Annotated in this window: 15 protein-coding genes and 1 pseudogene; 7 read left to right on the top strand and 9 right to left on the bottom strand. The window is 63.2% G+C overall.

Translation table 11 applies throughout. The features are described 5' to 3' along the window. Positions 1 to 87: 87 nt before the first annotated feature. The 6 genes from kdpF (at position 88) to JOY50_RS07160 (ending at position 8,013) form a co-directional block, all read left to right on the top strand. Positions 88 to 177 (top strand): K(+)-transporting ATPase subunit F, encoded by a 90-nt coding sequence (gene kdpF / locus JOY50_RS07185; RefSeq protein WP_003251485.1) that lies wholly within the window; start codon positions 88 to 90, stop codon positions 175 to 177. A 9-nt stretch (positions 178 to 186) separates the two neighbouring features. Continuing rightward, positions 187 to 1,881, top strand: a complete 1,695-nt coding sequence (kdpA, locus tag JOY50_RS07180; RefSeq protein ID WP_132841995.1) for a potassium-transporting ATPase subunit KdpA — start codon at positions 187 to 189, stop codon at positions 1,879 to 1,881. 9 nt (positions 1,882 to 1,890) lie between these two features. Then, positions 1,891 to 3,945 (top strand): potassium-transporting ATPase subunit KdpB, encoded by a 2,055-nt coding sequence (gene kdpB, locus JOY50_RS07175; RefSeq protein ID WP_138737537.1) that lies wholly within the window; start codon positions 1,891 to 1,893, stop codon positions 3,943 to 3,945. 10 nt (positions 3,946 to 3,955) lie between these two features. Continuing rightward, entirely contained in the window at positions 3,956 to 4,507 is a 552-nt protein-coding gene (gene kdpC, locus JOY50_RS07170; protein ID WP_132841991.1) for a potassium-transporting ATPase subunit KdpC, read from the top strand. Positions 4,508 to 4,666: 159 nt separating this feature from the next. Continuing rightward, positions 4,667 to 7,321 (top strand): sensor histidine kinase KdpD, encoded by a 2,655-nt coding sequence (locus JOY50_RS07165; protein WP_243054988.1) that lies wholly within the window; start codon positions 4,667 to 4,669, stop codon positions 7,319 to 7,321. Next, positions 7,318 to 8,013, top strand: coding sequence for a response regulator (locus JOY50_RS07160; RefSeq protein WP_243054987.1), 696 nt, complete (start codon positions 7,318 to 7,320; stop codon positions 8,011 to 8,013). Before JOY50_RS07165 ends, JOY50_RS07160 begins: the two co-directional genes overlap by 4 nt. A 158-nt stretch (positions 8,014 to 8,171) precedes the next feature. Here the strand turns inward: JOY50_RS07160 and JOY50_RS07155 are convergent, their stop codons facing one another. The 5 genes from JOY50_RS07155 to JOY50_RS07135 all read right to left on the bottom strand — a co-directional run bounded on the left by JOY50_RS07155 (position 8,172) and on the right by JOY50_RS07135 (position 17,201). Continuing rightward, complete coding sequence (locus JOY50_RS07155; protein ID WP_243054986.1) at positions 8,172 to 8,894, bottom strand: DUF6708 domain-containing protein; 723 nt, start codon at positions 8,892 to 8,894, stop codon at positions 8,172 to 8,174. A 44-nt stretch (positions 8,895 to 8,938) separates the two neighbouring features. Next, the gene (locus JOY50_RS07150; RefSeq protein ID WP_243054985.1) at positions 8,939 to 12,124 is read right to left on the bottom strand and encodes a T6SS effector BTH_I2691 family protein; all 3,186 of its coding nucleotides are present in this window, start codon (positions 12,122 to 12,124) and stop codon (positions 8,939 to 8,941) included. Then, complete coding sequence (locus JOY50_RS07145; RefSeq protein ID WP_138737534.1) at positions 12,121 to 13,080, bottom strand: hypothetical protein; 960 nt, start codon at positions 13,078 to 13,080, stop codon at positions 12,121 to 12,123. The genes JOY50_RS07150 and JOY50_RS07145 overlap by 4 nt, the downstream gene beginning before the upstream one ends. Before the next feature lie 115 nt (positions 13,081 to 13,195). Next, positions 13,196 to 14,101, bottom strand: a complete 906-nt coding sequence (locus JOY50_RS07140; RefSeq protein ID WP_019470164.1) for a LysR family transcriptional regulator — start codon at positions 14,099 to 14,101, stop codon at positions 13,196 to 13,198. A gap of 169 nt (positions 14,102 to 14,270) precedes the next feature. After that, on the bottom strand, positions 14,271 to 17,201 hold the full coding sequence (locus tag JOY50_RS07135; RefSeq protein WP_243054984.1) for an aminotransferase: 2,931 nt from the start codon (positions 17,199 to 17,201) through the stop codon (positions 14,271 to 14,273). A gap of 192 nt (positions 17,202 to 17,393) precedes the next feature. Here JOY50_RS07135 and JOY50_RS07130 point away from each other — a divergent pair, with 192 nt between their 5' ends. After that, positions 17,394 to 18,557, top strand: a complete 1,164-nt coding sequence (locus JOY50_RS07130) for an ATP-binding protein (RefSeq protein WP_132841979.1) — start codon at positions 17,394 to 17,396, stop codon at positions 18,555 to 18,557. 11 nt (positions 18,558 to 18,568) lie between these two features. Here JOY50_RS07130 and JOY50_RS07125 read toward each other — a convergent pair. The 4 genes and pseudogenes from JOY50_RS07125 to JOY50_RS07110 all read right to left on the bottom strand — a co-directional run. Continuing rightward, positions 18,569 to 18,664 (bottom strand): annotated as a pseudogene (locus tag JOY50_RS07125) (DUF3077 domain-containing protein); the annotation flags it as partial. A gap of 422 nt (positions 18,665 to 19,086) precedes the next feature. Continuing rightward, positions 19,087 to 20,697, bottom strand: coding sequence for an ABC transporter ATP-binding protein (locus tag JOY50_RS07120; protein WP_132841977.1), 1,611 nt, complete (start codon positions 20,695 to 20,697; stop codon positions 19,087 to 19,089). Between the two features lies 1 nt (position 20,698). Beyond that, positions 20,699 to 21,718, bottom strand: coding sequence for an ABC transporter permease (locus JOY50_RS07115; protein ID WP_016488246.1), 1,020 nt, complete (start codon positions 21,716 to 21,718; stop codon positions 20,699 to 20,701). 1 nt (position 21,719) lies between these two features. Continuing rightward, positions 21,720 to 22,793 carry a microcin C ABC transporter permease YejB gene (locus tag JOY50_RS07110; protein WP_016498730.1) on the bottom strand — a complete coding sequence of 358 codons (1,074 nt, stop codon included), beginning with the start codon at positions 22,791 to 22,793 and terminating at the stop codon, positions 21,720 to 21,722. Position 22,794: the final 1 nt, after the last annotated feature.

Below are 22,794 nucleotides of genomic sequence, written 5' to 3'. Positions count from 1 at the left end.
CCCCATCCCCCGACCTCGCCCCTTTACGCCCCTCCCTCGGACAATTTCCCCAAAGCGGCCCAAGCCGTACCACGGGGAGAACCACTCATGAACATGCTCGACGGGCTGTCACTGCTGCTGGCAGTGGCCTTGGCGTTTTATCTGCTGGTGGCGCTGCTGCGCGCCGATCGCAGCTAGGGAGCGACCATGCACAGTTACGATTTCGCCTTGCTCCTGGCGTTCTTTGCCATCGTGCTGCTACCGGCACCCTGGCTTGGGCGGTTCTACTTCAAGGTCATGGAAGGCCAGCGCACCTGGCTGTCGCCACTGCTGGGTCCGGTCGAGCGTGGCTGCTACCGGTTGGCGGGCGTGAACGCCAGCCAGGAGCAGAACTGGCGGCAGTACACCTTGGCCCTGCTGGCCTTCAACCTGGCCGGGTTCCTGCTGCTGTTCGCTGTGCTGCTTTTGCAGGGCCACCTGCCGCTCAACCCGCAGCACCTGCCAGGCCAGGAATGGTCGCTGGCGTTCAATACCGCCGTCAGTTTCGTGACCAACACCAACTGGCAGGCCTACAGCGGTGAGGCCTCGGTCAGCTACTTGAGCCAGATGCTCGGCCTGACCGTGCAGAACTTTGTCAGTGCTGCCACCGGCCTGGCCGTGCTGGTGGCGTTGTGCCGTGGCGTTGCCCGGCGCAGCGCGTCGACGCTGGGCAACTTCTGGGTCGACATGACCCGGGCCACCCTCTATGGCTTGCTGCCGCTGTGCGTGCTGCTGGCGCTGTTGCTGGTGTGGCAGGGTGTGCCGCAGACCTTTGCCGACTATGCCCACGCGCTGACTTTGCAAGGTGCTGACCAGACCATTCCACTGGGCCCGGCCGCCAGCCAGATCGCCATCAAGCAATTGGGTACCAATGGCGGCGGCTTCTTCGGCGTCAACTCGGCGCACCCGTTCGAGAACCCCACGGCCTGGAGCAACCTGTTCGAGGTGGCTTCGATCATCCTTATTCCGGTGGCCTTGGTGTTCACCTTCGGCCACTACGTGAAGGACCTGCGGCAGAGCCGCGCTATCCTCGCCTGCATGCTTGCCCTGTTCCTGATCGGTGGCAGCACGGCGTTGTGGTCCGAGCACCAACCCAACCCGGCGCTGCAGAGCCCGCAGGTGCAGCAGACCGCGCCCCTGGAGGGCAAGGAAAGCCGCTTCGGCACCACCGGTTCGGTGCTGTGGACGGTCACCACCACCGCCGCCTCCAACGGCTCGGTCAACGCCATGCACGACAGCCTGAACCCGCTGACCGGCATGGTGGCTATGGTCAACATGATGGTCGGCGAGGTGATCTTCGGCGGCGTCGGCGCGGGCCTCTACGGCATGCTGCTGTTTGTCCTGATCGCGGTGTTCCTGGCCGGGCTGATGATTGGCCGCACCCCGGAATACCTGGGCAAGAAACTGCAGGCCCGTGAGGTGCAGTTGCTGGTGGCGACCCTGCTGGTGATGCCGGTCGGCGTGCTGGTGCTTGGCGCCATTGCTGCCAGCCTGCCAGGCCCGGCGGGGGCAATCAGCAACCCGGGGGCGCACGGTTTCAGCCAGCTGCTGTACGCCTACACCTCGGGCACGGCCAACAACGGCTCGGCGTTCGCCGGTTTTGGCGCCAACACGGTGTACCACAACCTGATGATCGGCCTGGCCATGCTCATTGGCCGCTTTGGCTACATCCTGCCGATCCTGGCCTTGGCCGGCAGCCTGGCGGCGAAGAAAAGTGCGCCACTGGGGCAGAACAGCTTCCCTACCCATGGCCCGCTGTTCACCGGCCTGCTGCTGGTGACCATCCTGCTGGTCGGCGGCCTGACCTTCCTGCCGACCCTGGCCCTTGGGCCAATTGCCGAACACCTGAGCCTGGGTTTTTGAGGACCGATCATGAACATGCCCATTCCTGAAGTGAATACCCGGCACACTGCCAAGGACCAGACCCGCTTCGCCGCGCTGTGGCGCCCGGCGCTGGTGCAGGCGTTCGTCAAACTCGACCCGCGCCAGCTCAAACGCTCGCCAGTGATGCTGGTGGTGGCCCTGACCGCAGTGCTCACCACCGTGCTGTGCTTCGCCCCCGGCAATGGCGTGAGCACGGGTGTCGCCGTGCAGATCGCCCTGTGGCTGTGGTTCACCGTGCTGTTCGCCAACTTCGCCGAAGCCCTCGCCGAAGGCCGTGGCAAGGCCCGCGCCGACAGCCTGAAGGCCGGTAGCCAAGGCCTGACTGCCCAGCGTCGCCAGCGTGATGGCAGTTACGAGACGGTTGCTGCCAGCGCGCTGCGCAAGGACGACGTGGTACGCGTGGTAGCCGGAGAGATGATCCCCGGTGACGGCGAGGTGCTTGAAGGTATCGCGGCGGTCAACGAGGCCGCCATTACCGGCGAGTCTGCACCCGTGATCCGCGAGTCTGGCGGCGACCGCTCGGCGGTCACCGGCAACACCCGGTTGGTCTCCGACTGGCTGCTGATCCGCATTACCAGCAACCCGGGCGAGTCGACCCTGGACCGCATGATCGCGCTGGTCGAAGGTGCCAAGCGACAGAAGACTCCCAACGAGATCGCCCTCGACATCCTGCTGATCGGCCTGACGCTGATCTTCCTGATCGTGGTGGTGACCTTGCAGCCGTTCGCCCACTTTGTGGGTGGCAGCCTGCCGCTGATCTTCCTGGCTGCGCTGTTGGTGACGCTGATTCCCACCACCATCGGCGGGCTGCTGTCGGCCATCGGCATCGCCGGCATGGACCGGCTGGTGCGGCTGAATGTCATTGCCCGGTCGGGCCGTGCGGTGGAGGCCGCCGGTGACGTGCATACTCTGATGCTCGACAAGACCGGCACCATCACCTTCGGCAACCGCCGCTGCAGTGCGCTGCATGCAGCACCGGGCATCGCTGCCAAGGAACTGGGGGAGGGCGCCTTGCTGGCCTCTCTGGCTGACGATACCGCCGAGGGCAAGTCGATTGTCGAGTACCTGCGCCAGTTGCACGACTTCGTCGAGCCTCCCGCCGGTCAGTTCGAAGCCGTGGCCTTCAGCGCCGAAACGCGCCTGTCGGGCATCGACTACCAGCAGCACCGCTACCGCAAGGGCGCGGTAGATGCCGTGCTGGCGTTCGTCGGCATGCAACGCCTGGAAATGCCCCCGGCGCTGGCCCGCGAAGTGGAACGTATTGCCCAGAGTGGCGGCACACCACTGCTGGTGTGTATCGACAAGCGCCTGCTTGGCGTCATCCACCTCAAGGACGTGGTCAAACCCGGCATCCGCGAGCGCTTCGCCGAACTGCGCAAGCTGGGCATCCGCACGGTGATGGTGACCGGCGACAACCCGTTGACTGCCGCTGCCATCGCCGCCGAAGCGGGGGTGGATGACGTACTGGCCGAGGCCACGCCCGAGAAGAAGCTGGCGCGCATTCGCCAGGAACAGAACGACGGTCGCCTGGTGGCCATGTGCGGCGACGGCGCCAACGACGCCCCGGCACTGGCCCAGGCCGATGTGGGCATGGCCATGAACGACGGCACCCAGGCCGCGCGCGAGGCGGCCAACATGGTCGACCTGGACAGCGACCCGACCAAGCTGCTGGATGTAGTACAGGTCGGCAAGGAGTTGCTGGTGACCCGCGGTGCGCTGACCACGTTCTCCATTGCCAACGACGTGGCCAAGTACTTCGCCATCCTGCCGGCGCTGTTTGCGGCCATCTACCCGCAGCTGGGCGTGCTCAACCTGATGCACCTGGCCAGCCCGCAGAGCGCGATCCTGTCGGCCATCGTGTTCAACGCGCTGATCATCATCGTGCTGATCCCGCTGGCGCTTCGTGGCGTGCGCGTGCAGGCGGCCAGTGCGGCGCACCTGTTGCGGCGCAACCTGCTGATCTACGGGCTGGGCGGCATCGTGGTGCCGTTTGCCGGGATCAAGCTGATCGACCTGCTGCTCAATGCCCTGAATCTGGTCTGAGGAGGCCACCATGAATGCTTATGTACGCCCGGCATTGAGCCTGGCCCTGTTGATGACGCTGGTGACCGGCGCACTGTATCCGCTGGCGGTGACCGGCATCGCCCAGGTTGTTTTTCCGGCACAGGCCAATGGCAGCCTGGTGCGGGATGACCAGGGCCAGGTGCGCGGTTCGGCATTGATCGCCCAGGAATTCAAGGGCGATGGCTGGTTCCATGCCCGGCCTTCGGCAGGTGCCTATGCCACGGTGGCCAGCAGTGCCAGCAACCTTTCGCCAAGCAACCCGGCGCTGGCCGAGCGGGTAAAGGGTGAGGCGGCTGCGCTGTATCAGGCGCAGCAAGGGCCGGTGCCGCAGGCGTTGCTGACCACCTCGGGCAGCGGCCTCGACCCACACCTGCCACCGGAGGCCGTTGCCTATCAGATCCCACGTGTGGCGGCGGCGCGGAAACTGCCGGTGGAGCGCTTGCAAGCCTTGCAGGAAGAGGCCACCCTCCACCCATTGATCGGCCCACCGGTGGTCAATGTGCTGGCGTTGAACAAGGCGCTTGAGCAATTGAGCCACTGATATTGGGGCCGCTTTGCGGCCCTTCGCGGGCTTGCCCGCTCCCACAGGTACAGCGAACCTACTGAGTTTCGCATTCAACCTGTAGGAGCGGGCAAGCCCGCGAAGGCCTGCGAAGCAGGCCTGGTGTTGGTCGACTGTCGCAAATCCTAAGGATGAAACATGAGTGATTCCGCCCGCGCAGATGCGCTGTTGGCTAACCTCCCGCGCAACGGACGGGGGCGGCTGAAGGTGTTCCTTGGTGCCGCCCCCGGCGTCGGCAAGACCTTCGCCATGCTCCAGGCCGCCCACGCCCAGCAACGTCAGGGTGTGCAAGTGCAGGCTGGGGTGGTGGAAACCCACGGCCGCGCTGAAACCGAAGCGCTGCTCGCCGGCCTTCAGCAGCAGCCTTTGCTGCGCAGCCAGTACCGTGGCGTCACCCTTGAGGAAATGGACCTCGACGGCCTGCTCCAGGCCGCGCCGGCCTTGGTCCTGGTCGACGAACTGGCCCACACCAACGCCCCCGGCAGCCGCCACGCCAAGCGCTGGCAGGACGTGCAGGAACTGCTGGCCGCCGGCATCGACGTGTACACCACGGTCAACGTCCAGCACCTGGAAAGCCTGAACGACAAGGTGCGCGACATCACGGGCGTACACGTGCGTGAAACCCTGCCGGACTGGGTGCTGCAGGAAGCCTTCGAACTGGTGCTGATCGACCTGCCTCCACGCGAACTGCTCGAGCGCCTGCGCGAAGGCAAGGTGTATGTGCCGGAGCAGGCACGCGCAGCCATTGATGCATTTTTCTCGCAAACCAACCTTACCGCCTTGCGCGAACTGGCCATGCAAACTGCCGCCGCGCAGGTCGATGCCGACCTTGCCCATGGTTATCGCCAGCGTGGCCAAGAGGCCCCGGCCTTGCGCGGGCGCCTTCTGGTGGGCGTGGACGGCGACGACCAGGCCGAGCGCCTGGTACGCCATGCCAGCCGCGTGGCGCAGCGCCGCCACCTGCCCTGGAGCCTGGTGCATGTGGACAACGGCCGCCTGCGCGACGAAACCGCGCGTCACCGCTTGCAGGCCGCGCAGCAACTGGCCGAGCGCCTGGGCGGCGAGGTGGTGCTGCTAAGGGCTGGCGAAGTGGCGCGCACGTTGATCCAGCATGCCGCCGAGCGGCGGGCCAGCCTGGTGCTGGTGGGGCAGTCCCGCGACCGCCTGCGCCGTCGCCTGTTCGGTGCCGGTGTGGCCGCGCGGCTGTTGCGCGAAAGCCATGGGCTGGAAATCAACGTGCTGGACCGCGACGTGCAGCCGCAAGCACCGCGGTCGGCGGTGCGGCGGGTATGGGTCTGGCGCCACTACCTGCTGGCGCTGCTGGCCACGGTCATGGCGGCGGGGCTGGCCTGGGCGGTGTCGAGTGTGCTGGCGCTGCCCAACATCTCGCTGGTGTTTCTGGCTGCGGTGTTGCTGGTGGCGGTGCGCAGCAGCCTGGGGCCTGCGCTGGCCTGCGCAGCGCTATCGTTCCTGACTTATGATTTTCTGTTTATTCCACCCAATTTCTCGTTCAGCATCCAGCGCGAAGAAGACGTGCTGACCCTGGTGTTCTTCCTGCTGATGGCCGCGCTTACCGGCAACCTGGCGGCACGCCAGCGCCGCCAGTTGCAGGCTCTGCGCGAAACCCAGGCGCAGACCAGCCAGCTGCTCGACCTGTCGCGCCGGCTGACCGTGGCCACCGACCGCCAGGCCGTGTTCAATGCCGCCGGCCAGCATCTGGACGGCTGGCAAGACATGCAGGTGTGCCTGCTGGAGCGCAACGCCGAAGGCCAGCTGCAGGTGGCCAGCGGCGAAGCCCACGCCTTCAGCGACACCGAACGGGCTGCCGCCGATTGGGCCTGGCAGCACGGCCAGGCTGCCGGCCACGGCAGCGACACCCTGCCCAACGGCCGTTGGTGGTGGTGGCCGCTGGCGGTGGACGAGCAGCCGCTGGCGCTGCTGGGTGTGCGCCCGCGCAACGGGCAGCCGCTCAACGACCCACGCCGGCGCCTGCTCACGGCCCTTGGCCAGCCACTGGCTCAGGCCCTGGCCCGCGCACGTTTGGCCGAACAACTGGAGGCCGCGCGCCTGCACGGCGAAACCGAGCAGCTGCGCAGCGCTTTGCTGGCTTCCGTGTCCCACGACCTGCGCACGCCGTTGACTGCCATGCGCGGCAGCATCGACAGCCTGCTGGCGCTGGGCGAAGCGATACCGGCCGAGGACCGCCGCGAGTTGCTGGAGGGCACCCGCAACGAGGCCGAACGCCTGGACCGCTATATCCAGAACCTGCTGGACATGACCCGCCTGGGCCATGGTGGTCTCAAGCTGGCCCGCGACTGGGTAGCCCCGGCCGACATCGTCGGCAGTGCGCTCAACCGCCTGCGCGTTGTGCTGGCGCCGCTGCGGGTGCACACCGATGTGCCGGCCGAGCTGCCGTTGCTGTTCGTGCATGCGGCGCTGATCGAACAGGCGTTGGTCAACGTGCTGGAAAACGCCGCACGCTTTTCCCCGGCCAATGGTCGGCTTGAGCTGCAGGTGGCCGTGCATGATGAGCAGTTGTGCTTTACCGTCAGCGACCAGGGCCCCGGCATTCCCGTAGCCGACCGCGAGAAGATCTTCGACATGTTCTATACCGCTGCCCGGGGGGACCGCGGCGGGCAGGGCACAGGCCTGGGCCTGGCAATCTGCCAGGGCATGATCGGCGCCCATGGCGGGCAGATTCTGGTGGGCGAAGGCATCGATGGCCAGGGCACCGGCATCACTCTATGCTTGCCGCTACCCCCTCAACCTGAAGCCGAAAGCGAAACGCCATGAGCCAGTCCGCCACCCTGTTGGTCATCGACGATGAACCGCAGATCCGCAAGTTTTTACGCATCAGCCTGGCCTCGCAAGGCTACAAGGTGCTTGAGGCGGCCACTGGTACTGAAGGGCTGGCCCAGGCTGCGCTGGGCAAGCCGGACCTGGTGGTGCTTGACCTGGGGCTGCCGGACATGGACGGCCAGCAGGTGCTGCGTGAGTTGCGCGAATGGAGCGCGGTGCCGGTGATGGTGCTGTCGGTGCGCGCCAGTGAGGTGCAGAAGGTGGATGCGCTGGACGGCGGGGCCAACGATTACGTGACCAAACCGTTTGGCATCCAGGAATTTCTGGCGCGGGTGCGGGCCTTGCTACGCCAGGTGCCACAGGCCGGGGGCTCGGAAGTGGCAGCCAGCTTTGGGCCGCTGACCGTGGATTTTGCCTTTCGCCGGGTAACCCTGGACGGTGTGGAGGTGGCGTTGACGCGCAAGGAATATGCCTTGCTGACGCTATTGGCCGGGCACCCCGGGCGGGTGATTACCCAGCAGCAACTGCTCAAGGATGTCTGGGGGCCTACCCATGTGGAGAATACCCACTACCTTCGGATCGTGGTGGGCCATCTGCGGCAGAAGCTGGGCGATGACCCCACGGCGCCACGGTTCATCATCACCGAGGCAGGGGTGGGGTACAGGTTGGTGGCGCCGACCACATAATCCCTGTGGGAGCGGGCGTGCCCGTGAAGAATCCAGCGCGATGCATGGCACCGGCTGCGCCGGTGTTCGCGGGCATGCCCGCTCCCACATTGACCGCATCGCCCTCAAGTTATGCGCAGTACCTGCGGGTGCCGGCTTGCCTAGGGGCCAGAGTAGGTTCAGGGCGCTGTTCTCGACTCCAGATCCATTTCCGTGGGCCACACTACTCGGGGTGCCAGGCGCAGGGCGAACTCACACCAGAGTACATCGTTGTGGTCCTTGGGCTCACCGGGTGGGGGCAGTGCCGAGGGGCCTTCCTGCATATACGTGCAGATATAGGCCCAGGCGTGCTGGTCGGCGCCCATCGTTACAAGAGGGAAACGGTCAATAACGTTGTTCGTGCCCGGTGCGATGATGGACAATGTGACACCCCATTTGAAAATCAATCCGCCGTTTGGCAGCGAGCCATTCTGCGACCAGCGCTCGGCGCGAACTTGTGACCAGTCGTAACTGACCACCACGATTTTCCCTTTGTCGAAAGGGTTCCACCATTGACGCTTGAAGTTGTAGGCGTAAATTTTTTTGCGGGCCCGGTTGAAACGGATGGGCAGGTCTCGGGGAGCTGCCAGATCCGCCCGGAACAGAATGATGATGCTCCATGAGAATAGTGAGTACATACCAACGAGTAGGAGTATGCTCTCAATGTCTGTTGGGTCCGTATGGAAGATCATCCAAGGAAGATCAACCAAGATCGAAATCAGATAGATTAATGTCAGTGCCGAAACGACACCACGCCATGCCATTGCTGAACGAGAGATTTCGAGGCAAATATCATCTTGATGGTTTGGCGCGTGAGTGCCCAGGTGCGGTTCCAGAACCGGTGCATCGAAAGGCGACGGCAAGTCTTCTTTCCACCCAGGGCAGGGTGGTATCAGTATTGGACCGCTCATTGACTGTCGCCTGTGTTGGAGCGGATATTATTTTCCTTGAGAACGATTCGAGCGCATGCGGATTGGTCATGTCTATCCGGCCAGTAGCTTAGCGTTAACTCAACGGCCTGGAGAGTGTGGTAGTCGGACAGTGGGAGCGTTCCCTGGATGCTGAGTGTTCCAGTTAATTCATCTAGCTTTATAACTGGCTGCATAGGGGAAGCCCTTGAGAAGAGGTGCCTGGGTTCTTTGTTTTCAGCGCGCAGTATTAACGGTGACGAACTGTCGGCTGACAAATTAGCTATTTCGCAGCCTCTGGCTCCGTGATGCAGAATTAGACTCCACTGATAATGCGAGAGGTGCTGATTAAAGTGTGGAATGCGCATGAAGTAGTCGAGGCTGAAACTTGCGGGCACCGCATTTCCGTCGTCAGTAAACATCGTGGATGCAACTTCTCGGTGAATGGCGTGGTTTATATCAAATTGGATCTGGGTCGAGACCTCCGCATGCAAACCGATGATGGCCGCATTGAGGGCTCCAATGGCCGCGTCCATATCAGTTTCGGTTACCCATTGGCGACGTGATTGAGGTAGTCCCCACCTAGCATTTCTGGCCCAAAGCTCCGTTGGTAATGATTCTTTCCGCTTGGCCGAAGTTGCGAGCAGATAGGCTGCCATGCCCAACGTCATGCTTAGGCCTATTGGGCCAAGCAAAGCGCTATATCCAAAAGCGGCCCAGACTCCAAATGCTGCGGCCCCAAATGAACTGGCACTTGCGAGCTGGTACAACTGAGTCGCAGCGTTATCTCCTGTCTTCTTGGATCTCAGGCTTGCAAACCTGTATTGAGCCCCATCCATGACGCCAGCAATCGCCGCAATACCGGCCCCAAATCTGGCCATACCGGTACCCAGGGAGGTCGTTGTCACTGTTCCTGGCCACGGAATCTCCGGACGTATCTGCGCAACGAGAAGCCCTGCCGTTTCTACACTAGTACCCAGTAAACCAAGCGACGAAGACCAGATTGCCGCAAGCGCCTCCGGGTTGTGCTGATGCGTTTCCTGCAACGTTCGATAGTTGTTGCGCAGGCTGTCCTGATGGAACCATAGGCCCCCCAGGGCAAACAGCAGTTGGACACTTGCACCACTGGCTAATCCATCCCGCAAGCTGCGCATGGCATCGCTAGCCACGCTTTGCGCGGCCATCGAGCTGACTTTCAATCCATCAGTAACCTGCGCACGCAGCGTACCCGTACCAATCACCACACTCCTTACCAGCTCCCCGACGCCACCGGCCGCACCTTCCCGTAACTGCACCAACCGCGCCTGCAAACTCTCGGCACTTTCAAACGCCCAGAGCACCACCTCGATCATCTGGTTACGGTTGCCCGCTGCCGCAATGTTGATCGCGCCACTCAGCACCATGGCGCGTACCTTGCGGCCCAAGGGATCACGGAATTGCTTGTCTACCTGCTGCAGAAACGCATCGGTCCGTGCCTGCACCGCTTCATTGAGCAGGCTCATGTATTCGCCCACTGTCAGCGACACGCGCAGCGGCGTCACCTGCTGCCCGGCGAACAGCGCAAATGCCGAACGATGTACGTGGCCGATCAGCGTCCTGGAACGTTCACTGATGTGCTGGCTGAGTGCATTCCCAGCGCTGTTGGTCGCGGCCAGCAACTGGCCAACGGCATCCTGTATCGGCTTGATCATCAACAGCTGGCCATCGGCGGTGCCGGCGATACTTTTGATGATGTCGTACACCTTGCCGAAATCATCCCCGGACTGCCCGCTGGCCACCTGCTGCATCAGCTTCTGGTTCTTGGCCAGCAACGCTTGGTAAAGCAGGCTACGGTCGTCTTCCAGAAGCTGCTGCCAGATATGCTGGGTCATCCCGAGCGGCTGGCCTTGCGTGGGTAGCGCTTCGGTGGGCCCGCCGGCCAGGCAGGCGGCCATCATCTGTATGAAGTGCTCGACCGAAGCAGGGTCTTTCGCGTCATAGTCGAAGTAGCCAATCTGCTGAAAACTACGTTTGGCGTAGTGGTGCGCGTACAGCTTGCCTACCTGGTCGACCATCGACTGCCAGTTTTTCAGCTCGCGGTCGTAATCCGCCTGGAAGTCGGCACGGGCGCGCTCGTCGTAACGCTCTTCCAGCCGCTTGCGGGCCCCCTCTTGCCTGCGCGCGATGTCCCGTTCGCTCTGTGCTTGCAGGTCCACCGGAGGGAAGTGTGTTTTGACCCCTAACGGGCTTTTGTTCCATTGCTGGACCCGCCGGGCCTCGCGCTGTGCGTCCTCGGGCCCCTGAGCAGCAGCGGTGGCGGCATGCAGTTCGCGGATGCCCAGTAACGCTTGCGAGGTGAAATACTCGAAGTGGCGCTGGGGTTGGGCACGCCACTCCTGCATGGCCTGCACCCAGCCCGTGCGCTGCGCATTGAGCTCCATCACCATCCCGACCGGGTCGGGCAGGGTCAGCGCCAGCACGCCGTCGGGTAGCTGTTCCTGCAGGATGACCTTGCGCACATGGTTGCGGGTTTGATCCCCGCGGCCCAGGCGGCTGTAAAAGCCATGAACGCTGGTAAACCTGGCAGAAGAAAACGTAGAGAACTCCAGCACATTTTCCATGCCGAAGCGGAAACTGTCGGTCATGGCAATGCCGATGCTGGCAGGGTTGTTGCGCGCGGTCTCCAGGTCTACCTCGACGAAGCGGGCGAGGGTGCCCGGATCACCATCGGCAATACCTTTGCGATAACGGTCGAGTACGGCAAGGGGCCAGGGATCGTTGGCGAAGGCGACCCAGGCTTTGCGGTAGAGCGAGGTGTTGATGTTGATGAATGAGGCGATCACATCGTGGCCTTCGGTGGCGCATACCTTGGGCAATGACTTGGGCGGCCCCAAGGGCATCTGCGACACAGGGAAACGCTGCAAGGTGCCTTCTGCCGCCACCTCGTAGGCCTGCCAGATTTCCTGGTCGAGCAGCACGTAGACATAACCCTGGCGCAGCAGGCGCAATTGGTCGGTGTGCATTGGGTGGAAGGTGATTTCGCTGTCGTCCGCCAGGCGATAGGGGCGCCCTGTATCAGGGCGAGGGGCGTAGGCCTCGCGCAGCAGCATGATTGGCAGGCCGGAGCGTTCGCAGGCATTGCAGCTGCCGTATGTGTTGGGTATCTCTTCCTGCATGGCAATGTGGACGGCTTTGCTGGTGCTCATGAATAACTCCTTGCCTGCGGCAGGGCGGCCACGATGTGCGACCAGGCGCGGTCGTCGTAGCAGGCGAAACGCGATGCCAGGCGTTGTATGCCGGCCGCTGCCTGTGCCACGTCGTGCTGGATGGCGGGATGTTGAAGGAGCAATGGGTGGACCATGACCATGTGCAGGCACATGCACTGGATATCGGCACGGTCGCGAAGGCCCTGCCTGAAGGCCTTGAGGAGCAGATTCATGGCATGAACGGGCGCGTTTTCCGGCAAGCCTGATGGGCCTGTGAATTGCCAGGGGGCGCCGGTTTGCTGCACGGCATTCAGGCGACGCCAAGCGCCGAGCAGTTGAATGATCTGCGGCGCGACGTGCTGGGTAGCCCTTGCCGCATCAGGGACGACCAGCTCGCCAGCCGGCGGTTGCCGTTCGAACACCGCGCAACTGCCACAGCCATCGGGGTGCAGCCAGCTACGAATGGGCCCAAGGACTTGGGCCGCGTTGCGCATGGTTGCGCGCAGCAACACCAGGCGTACAGGCTCGAACCAGGCGGTGATGCCGTGCGGCGGCGGTTGGTGCAGTACATGGCATTGCTGGCTGATGTGTCGGGCGATGAGGTCGGCGGGTTGCTCGCTGACTAGCCAGCCACACACATAGTGCCAGGTGGCCGTTGCCTCACGTGCGCCGCAGGTCGCGCTGAGTGCAGCAAGGGCTGTGGGCGCTGCACCGGGTTTGGCAAGCTGAACCAGGGCTGGCCAGTATTGAGGGTCCTGGACTAGCCCGCGGCTATCGACGCGCACTACCGCATCGTCACCCAGCGTCTCGGTGAGCGATGCAATGCTTAACGGGTGCTCGGGCGTGCACCCCGCAAACGGGTCCAGTAGCAGATACAGGGCCTCTTCTGGTTGGCGCAGCTGGGTCGCGAAGCGATCGACCCATTGCAGGTAGCCCTGTGCGGACTGGCTCGACATGAGAAGTTCCTTTGTCTTCTTGATGGCGAGCAAAAATCTAACGAGGAATCAATTCTGTAGGGAGTTATCGGCTTCCTAACGTGCTGTAGGACTTTTCGTTTTCGGATGGGGCGGCTCAGGACCTTGGGGATTCTGTTTCAAAGCATTGGCGCATGACATCCAGGTAACGTCTGGCGCCCAGGCCCAATGGGCGCGACTTGATCCAGATGATGTCCACCCACAAGCGCAGGCGGCTGGCCATGTTGTCAAAGCGCACCTCGGCCAGTGCACCGGAAGCAATCAGTGGTTCAACCAGCGGCTGCGGCAGGTAGGCCCAGCCTAGCCCGGACTGCACCAGGTCCAGCGTGGCCAGGTAGCTGTCGGTCAGCCAGATGCGCCGCGACAGCACCATGCGTGGGTCGGACCCGGTGGCCTTGCCCGAGGCCACGATGATCTGCCGTTGTTCGGCAAAGGCCTCTTCAGGCAGTGGTGTGCCGCTGTTCTGCCCGGCCGGATGGCGTGGTGAGGCGACGGCCACCAGCAGTTGGCTGCCAGCTTCGAGGAACGACTCGCGCTCGTCGATGCCGGGCCGCTCGAACACCAGTGCCAGTTGCACACTGCCGTCGTGTAGCAGGCGAATGGCTTCGGTCTGGGTGGCGGAGCGCACCTCGATTTCCAGGCTGGGAAATTCCTGGGCGAGGGTTTCCAGTGGCTGGCTCCAGCGGCCGGTCTGCAGCTCGGGCGCCATGGCGATGGTCAGGCGCTTTTCCAGGCCTTTGTGCAATTGCAGGGCCTGGGCATCCAGCAGGTTGAGCTGGCAGATCACCTGCCTGGCCTGGGGCTCCAGCGCCAGGGCGGCGCTGGTGGGCAAGGCTTTGCGTGTGGCCCGGTCGAACAGCGGCAGGTCCAGCTCCGCTTCCAGTTGGGCGATTGCCATGCTTACGGCCGAAGGCACACGGCCCAGCTTGCGCGCGGCAGCGGAGAACGAGCCGGCATCCAGCACCGCGAGGAAAATTGCCAGGGAGTCGCTGGAGAAGGCCATGTTCGGTGAACCTGATGTTGGGGCGTTGTGAGCGAATAGTAATGGATGGAATTGCCAAGGGTAGGGCTTGAAGTAATCGGTGTTTGTGAGATCGAGCGCCGCCCGCGGGGCGCTCGATCTCACAGGCGACGAACTTCCAAGGGCCAACGCTCCAGCCTCACCCAAATCCCTACAGCCCTTCGTCCAGCACCCGGTCAATGCTGTCGACAAAGTAGTCCACGCTCGCCCGGGTGGTGCACATCGGTGGCTTGATCTTGAGGATGTTCAGGTAGTCGCCGGTCGGCTGCATGAAGATGCCCAGGTCACGCAGGCGATTGCACAGCGTCATGGTTTCTTCGGTGGCCGGCTCCAGGGTTGTGCGGTCGCGCACCAGCTCCAGCCCCAGGTAGAAGCCCGAGCCATGTGCTGCCCCGGCCAGCGGGTGCTTGTCGACCAGCGCCTGCAGGCGGGCCTTGAAGTAGCGCCCGGTGTCGCGGGCGTTGTCCCACAGGCCTTCTTCCTGCATCACGTCCAGCACCGCCATGCCGATGCGGCAGCTGACCGGGCTGCCACCGGCCGAGGAGAAGAAGTAACCCTCAGCCTCCAGCGCCTCGGCGATTTCGCGGCGGGTGATGACCACGCCCAGCGGCTGGCCGTTGCCCATGCCCTTGGCCATGGTGATGATGTCGGGCACTACGCCTTGTTCCTCGAAGCCCCAGAAGTATTCGCCCAGGCGGCCATAACCCACCTGCACTTCGTCGGCGATGCACACCCCGCCACGGGCGCGTACCTTGGCATAGGCGTCGCGCAGGTAGCCGGCCGGCAACGAGATACCGCCGGCATTGCCGTACACCGGCTCGCAGATGATGCCCGCCAGCTGGCGGCCACGCGCATCCAGGTCCGCCAGTTTGGCGTCGACGTCCTGCAGGTAGTCGGCGGCGCTGTCAGCACCGCGGAAACGACCGCGGAAGGTGTTCGGTGCTTCGACCGGGTGTACCCAGTCCGGGCGGGTTTCCAGGGCTTGCGGGTTGTCGGCGATGGACGTGGAGATGGCGTCGGTGGCCACCGACCAGCCGTGATAGGCCTCCAGCACGCTGAGCAGGTCACGCCCGCCGCTGTAGGCCCAGGCCAGGCGAATCGCCAGGTCGTTGGCTTCGGTGCCGCTGTTGACCATGAACACCCGGTCGAAACCTTCGGGCGCCAGGTCTAGCAGGCGCTCGGAGAACTCGGTAATGGCGGCGTAGTGAAAGCGCGAGTTGGTGTTCAGCAGCGACCATTGCCGCGCCGACTCGGCGACCATGCGCGGGTGGCCATGGCCCAGCACCGCGACGTTGTTGAGCATGTCCAGGTACGATCGGCCCTGCATGTCGATCAGGTAGTTGCGCCAGCCGCGTTCGATGTGTGGCGGCTGCGCGTAGTAGTGTTTCTGCGAGCGGGCGAAGCTGGCGTCGCGGCGGGCCAGCAGGGCTTGCGGATCGGGTAGCGGCTCGGCATCGCAATCGAAGCCCAGCAGCGCGGCTGGCGACGGGCACAGGGTCAGCCAGGCGGCAGCGTGTGATGGGGTGGCGAAGAACGGCGGTTGGATGCCGATGTCCAGGCACAACTGCACGCTGAGGAAACCACAGCTGCTGCCCAGGGACTGGCCTTTTTCCATGGCCTGGCCGTCTGCCGGTACGTTTTCCAGGCCCTGCAGCCACAAAGCCCAGTGCGCGGTGCGCAGGCAGCCACGGCCGTCGCCGTGGCGCTGCCAGGTGCCGGGTGCTGGCGCTTGCACCAGGCTACCGTTGGGCACGTGCAGCTCAACGCCGAGGGCGCAGGTGGCGGGCTCTTCGGGGCGGTCGATGTGGGTTTGCGACAGGCGATATTGCCCGTGCAGGCTGCAGGCCGGAGCGGCTTGCGAAGTCAGCAAACGCTGGTCGAAGCCGGGTTGCTCCCAGTTGCCGGCCTCGCAGTGTGTACTGAGTACCCCCAAGTCCACCCGTGTTACAGGCTGCCCGGCCAGCTCGGGGAGCAGGGGGGCGCAACCGTTGAAGTCCGGCGCCTTGGGTTGCAGGCCCGCAGCCTGCAGGATGGCCGCCTCCATCAGGGCAATGGGCACGGCGGTGGCAGTGTCGAAAATTTCCCATTCGTGGGCAATGTTATCGCGGGTGTACTGGTTGCCCGGGTCGACGGCGAGCTGTTGTTCGCTGCTCAGCACCAGTACGGCGGCGCGGTTCAGCACCAACGGCCACAGGGCACGTAGTTCGGCCTCGGTCAGCGGGTTGAGCGCCTGATAGGCGTGCACGGCTGGCAGGATGCGCAGTGGGTCGCCCTCGGCGTGGTGCAACAGCGCAGCGCAGGTCACCGACAGGTCGGCGATGCGCCAGGTGCGCAGCAGGTCACCGAAATCGATCACGCCTTGCAGTTGCCACTGGCGCTGGGCATCACGGGCCCACACGGTGTTGTCGTCGGTAATGTCCAGGTGCACGGCCTGACTCGGCAAGTGATCAACCAGCGGCATCAGGCGCTCGCGGGCATGGCGGGTGGCGTGTTCGATGCGGGCGCGCTGCTCGCTGTCCTGTAGCACCGGCAGCAGATGTACGATCAGGGCCTGGGCGTGTTGCGGGTCCCATTGCAGGGTGCGTGCAAGACCTGGGTGGTCGAAATCGGCCAGGGCCTTGTCCAGCTTCGCACAGAGCCCGCCCAGTTCAGCCATCAGGCGGGGCTCCATATGCTTGAGGCGGGTCAGTGGCTGGCCTTCGATGTAATCGAGCAGGCGCAGGCGCAGGGGGTGCCCGTCCATGTCCAGTGCCAGCAAACCTTCGCCGTTGCTGGCGGGTCGCAAGGCGGGTACCGGCAGGTCCTGTTCGCGCAGGTAGGCCAGGGCGGCATGTTGTGCTTCAAGCTCAAGCTGGGCATAGCTGCCGTGGCAGGCTTTGAGCACATAGCGGGCTTGTGGCGTGTCGACGCGGAAGTTGACGTCCTGTTGGCTGCCCAGTGGCGTCAGGTCACCGTCCAGACCATAGTGCGCCTGCAATACGGTGTGTGCCTGCGCCTCGCTGAGTGAAGGGCTGGGCAGGCCGGAGCGGCTGATCAGCGTGGTCAGGACAGGGGAGGCGGACGAATGTTGTGGGCTGGACATGAGGCTCTACCGTTGCTGCTGGGAGTGGACGGTGGAGAATTTATGCCTGATCTGACTGATGATGGAAGACGATTGTTGTCAGTAAAATTGATTATCGCGCGCTTGATCGTGTCTGCATGGCAGCCTGCGTGACTTTACATAAAATTATTCTCTGCCAATAATTATTGGTATTCAATAATTCTGGATAAAGCCATGTTCGATCTATTTCCACGCCGCGAACTGGCTGCCGACATGGCCAGGCAGCTGCTGAAACCCTCCACTCTGGATATCGGGCTGCGATCTGGTTTGTTCTTCTCGGGGCTGCGCCGGACTGGCAAAACCACCTTCCTGAAGAACGACTTGATCCCAGCATTGGAGGAAATGGGTGCGCTGGTGATCTACGTCGATCTCTGGAGTGATACCCAGACCAGTCCTGTGGCACTTGTCCTTGCAGCTGTGCGTAAAGCCCTTGTTGATCTGCAGAACCCAGGCTCGGCGTTCTTGCAGAAACTGAAAACCTTGCGCGGTGCGGCAGTCGAAATGGCCGGGCTCAAGTTTGGGTTCAACCTCGATACCTTGGGCACCGAAGGTGGCGTGACGCTGGCAGAAGCGCTAACTGAAGTCGTCGACCAAGCCCGGGCGGACGTCGTGCTGGTTGTCGATGAGGTACAGCAAGCGATTACCACCGAGGCCGGGCAGCAGATGATGCTGGCATTGAAGGCTGCACGTGATGCCATCAACCCGCGACCGAACACACCAGGGTATTTCCTGTTTATCGGTACCGGCTCTCACCGGGCAATGGTCAACGAATTGACCGCTCGACGTAACCAGGCTTTTGCCGGCGCTACCAATGTGCCCTATCCGGTACTAGGCAGGGACTATGTCGAATTCTGGCTCAAGCGGCTCGCGAATGATGGGCTGGACAACTTACCGTCGCTGAATGTTGCTGCACTCGCATTCAAAACGCTGGGTAGCAGGCCAGAGGAATTCATCCGTGCACTTCGCCAGCTGATCCATTCGCCAGCGTCGAGTGCTGGGCCGGATGATTTGCTGCCAGTGATCGCAGCCACTTTGCGTTCGGCTGCTGCCGACCTGGAGCTAATGAAGGTAGAAGAGCTGGGCGTTCTGGCTGAAGCGATTTTTGCCCGGATTGCATCGGCCGAAGGTGATGTGCGTGGCGTGTTTTCCAATGAGGCGGCAGCCGAATATTCGAAAGTCGTGGGGCGCGAAGTTCGGGTTGAAGAGATACAGCCGGTTGCCAACGAGTTGCTGGCGGCCAACCTGATCATGCGTCGTGGGCACGGAGTCTATGGGGTGACTGACCCCTTCGTGCAGGAAATCTGGCGCGAGCGGCAGGAACTGTTGAGACGCCATTGATTGGCACGATGCTCATCCATCAGCGCTTTTGCCATCGCACTCAGGTAGTGGGCAGCCCAGATCATCATCGGCTTTTCATCCATCAGACCGGTGATGGTCAGCTCGCGATGCCGCCGCCTGTCTGCTGTCAAACAGTCGGGTGGCAGCTGTACGTGGGTTGACAGACCGGTGGTTAATCACGCAAAAGTTCCGGCGCACGCAAGCGTGCCCACACGTACAGTCACCATGAAGCGGAGACTGCCTGCGTGAATTAACCATCACAGCCTGTCAACGCTGTATCGCTGATCTTCAGCGACCAATCGAGACTAGAGCCCGGCCAGAGCAGCCGCAACGGAAAACACGCGGCAGGAGTATGTTTGGGAAATGGACTACAAGGAAGGGGGTAAATCTGATTTACCCCACAGAAGCGGGCCGGTTTGCGGCCCATCGCCGGCAAGCCAGCTCCCACCTCGACCGTGCTGGCTTCAAGCCATGCGCTATCCCTGTGGGATGGCTTGCCTGCGATGGGCTGCGCAGCAGCCCCCAAAAGCTAACTAACGGCATCCACCTCCAAAAATGCCGCCTCCAGCAACTGCCGTGTATACGGATGCTGCGGCGCATGGAAGATCGCCTGCGCATCCCCTTGCTCCACCACTTGCCCATGCTTGATCACCATCAGCTGGTGACTCAGCGCCTTGACCACCGCCAGGTCATGGCTGATGAACAAGTACGTCAGGTTGTACTTATGCTGCAGGTTACGCAGCAATTCCACCACCTGCCGCTGTACGGTGCGGTCCAGCGCGGACGTGGGTTCGTCCAGCAGAATCAGCGCTGGCTTCAGCACCAGCGCCCGGGCAATGGCGATGCGCTGGCGTTGCCCGCCGGAAAACTCATGGGGGTAGCGATGGCGCGTGCGCGGGTCCAGGCCTACTTCCTCCAGGGCAGCAATAATCGCTGCTTCCTGTTCCTGTGCGGTGCCAATGCCGTGAATGCGCAGCCCTTCACCCACAATGTCCGCCACGCACATGCGCGGGCTCAGGCTGCCAAACGGGTCCTGAAACACCACCTGCATTTCCCGACGCAGCGGCCGTACAGCCTTCTGGTTCAGCCCTTGCAGGTCTTGCCCATGGAAGCGGATGCCACCCTGGCTGGAGATCAGCCGCAGGATCGCCAGGCCGAGCGTGGACTTGCCCGACCCGGACTCCCCGACAATCCCCAGTGTCTGCCCTTGCGGCAAGCTGAAGTTGACCCCGTCCACGGCCTTCACATGGTCGACCGTGCGCCGCAGCAGCCCCTTCTTGATCGGGAACCACACCTTGAGGTCATCCACCTCCAGTAATGGCGCGCCCACCGGGTTGTGCGCCGGCAGCCCGCTGGGCTCGGCATTTATAAGCATTTGGGTGTAGTGGTGCTGTGGCGAGCTGAACAGCGTGGCGCATTCGGCTTGCTCTACAATTTGCCCGCGTTGCATCACGCACACGCGGTGGGCGATGCGACGCACCAGGTTCAGGTCATGGCTGATCAGCAGCAGCGCCATGCCCAAGCGCGCCTGCAGTTCCTTGAGCAGGTCGAGAATCTTCAACTGCACGGTCACGTCTAGCGCCGTGGTCGGCTCATCTGCAATCAGCAGTTCCGGCTCGTTGGCCAGCGCCATGGCGATCATCACCCGCTGGCGCTGCCCGCCCGACAGCTCGTGGGGCAGGGCCTTCAAGCGCTTGTGCGGCTCGGGAATGCCGACCAGGTCCAGCAGTTCCAGGGTACGTGCGGTCGCTTCCTTGCCCGTCAGGCCCTTGTGCAGCAGAAGGATTTCGTTGATCTGCTTCTCGATGCAGTGCAGCGGGTTGAGCGAGGTCATCGGCTCCTGGAAGATCATCGCAATGCGGTTGCCGCGAATGCGTTGCAGGGTCTTCTCGTTCTGCTGCAGCAGGTCCTTGCCTTCGTAGCCGATACTGCCGCTGGGGTGGCGCGCCAGGGGATAGGGCAGCAGGCGCAAGATCGAGTGCGCGGTGACCGATTTGCCCGAGCCACTTTCGCCCACTAGCGCCAGCGTCTCGCCTTTGCGGATGTCAAAGCTGATGCCGTCCACCACCCGGTTGACCTGGTCCCCGGTCACAAACTCCACGGCCAGGTCCCGCACTTCGATCAGGTTCTGTTCACTCATGTCACTTCCTCGGGTCGAAGGCATCGCGGGCGGACTCGCCTATGAACACCAACAGGCTCAGCATCAGCGCCAGCACGGCAAAGGCGCTGATGCCCAGCCACGGCGCTTGCAGGTTGGACTTGCCCTGCGCCACCAGTTCGCCCAGCGATGGCGAACCGGCGGGCAGGCCGAAGCCGAGAAAGTCCAGGGCGGTGAGTGTGCCGATGGCGCCGGTGAGAATGAACGGCATGAAGGTCATGGTCGAGATCATGGCGTTGGGCAGGATGTGCCGGTACATGATCGCGCCGTTGCGCATGCCCAAGGCACGGGCGGCGCGCACGTATTCCAGGTTACGCCCACGCAGAAACTCGGCGCGCACCACATCCACCAGGCTCATCCACGAGAACAGCAGCATGATGCCCAGCAGCCACCAGAAGTTGGGCTGCACGAAGCTGGCCAGGATGATCAGCAGGTACAGCACCGGCAGGCCCGACCATATTTCCAGAAAGCGCTGCCCCGCCAGGTCGACCCAGCCGCCATAGAAGCCTTGCAAGGCGCCGGCGATGACGCCGACGATGGAGCTGGCCACGGTCAGGGTGAGGGCGAACAGTACCGAAATGCGGAAGCCGTAGATCACCCGCGCCAGCACGTCGCGGCCCTGGTCGTCGGTGCCCAGCCAGTTGTCCGTGGAGGGCGGCGCCGGGGCGGGCACGCGCAGGTCGTAGTTGATGCTCTGGTAGCTGAACGGGATTGGCGCCCACAGCACAAAGCTGTCTTTCTTGGCCAGCAGTTCGCGGATGTACGGGCTCTTGTAGTTGGCCTCCAGCGGGAACTCGCCGCCGAAGGTGGTTTCCGGGTAGCGCTTGAACGCCGGGAAATACCATTCGCCGTCGTAACGCACGGCCACGGGCTTGTCGTTGGCGATCAACTCCGCGCCCAGGCTCAGGCCGAACAGGATCAGGAACAGCCACAGCGACCACCAGCCACGGCGGTTGGCCTTGAAACGCTCGAAGCGCCGGCGGTTGAGGGGGGACAAGGCCATGTCAGTGCTCCCGGCTGGCGAAGTCGATGCGTGGATCGACCAGGGTGTAGGTCAGGTCGCCGATCAGTTTCACCACCAGCCCCAGCAGGGTGAAGATGAACAGGGTGCCGAAGACCACCGGGTAGTCGCGGTTAATGGCCGCTTCGAAACTCATCAGGCCCAGGCCGTCGAGGCTGAAGATGACCTCGATCAGCAATGAGCCTGTGAAGAAGATGCCGATGAACGCCGACGGGAAGCCGGCTATCACCAGCAGCATGGCGTTGCGGAACACGTGGCCGTACAGCACCCGCGGCCTGCTTAGGCCCTTGGCCTTGGCGGTGACCACATATTGCTTGTTGATCTCGTCGAGGAAGCTGTTCTTGGTCAGCAGGGTCATGGTGGCGAAGTTGCCGATGACCAGCGCGGTGATCGGCAGCACCAGGTGCCAGAAGTAGTCCAGCACCTTGCCGGTGGTGCTCAGTTCGTCGAAGTTGTTGGAGGTGAGACCACGCAGCGGGAACCAGTCGAAGTAGCTGCCCCCGGCGAACAGCACGATCAGCAGGATGGCGAACAGGAACGCCGGTATCGCATAGCCGACGATGATCGCCGAGCTGGTCCACACGTCAAAGTGGCTGCCGTGGCGCACTGCCTTGGCGATCCCCAGCGGGATCGACACCAGGTACATGATCAGCGTGCTCCACAGCCCCAGCGAGATCGAAACCGGCATCTTCTCGACGATCAGGTCGATCACCTTGGCATCGCGGAAGAAGCTGTCGCCGAAGTCCAGCTGGGCGTAGTTCTTGATCATGATCCACAGGCGTTCGGGCGGCGACTTGTCGAAGCCGTACATGCGCTCGATTTCGGCGATCAGTGCCGGGTCCAGGCCCTGTGCGCCGCGGTAGTTGGAGCCGGCCACGGAAACCTCGGCGCCGCCACCGGCAATGCGGCTGGTGGCGCCTTCGAAGCCTTCGAGCTTGGCGATCATCTGCTCGACCGGGCCACCGGGGGCGGCCTGGACGATGATGAAGTTGATGACAAGGATACCGAACAGGGTCGGGATGATCAGAAGCAGGCGGCGCAGGATGTAGGCCAGCATG

Origin of the sequence: Pseudomonas sp. BP01, from assembly GCF_022760795.1 — a bacterium.
In the GTDB taxonomy this organism is placed as follows: domain Bacteria; phylum Pseudomonadota; class Gammaproteobacteria; order Pseudomonadales; family Pseudomonadaceae; genus Aquipseudomonas; species Aquipseudomonas putida_Q.
This window is presented reverse-complemented; position numbering and strand designations above follow the sequence as displayed.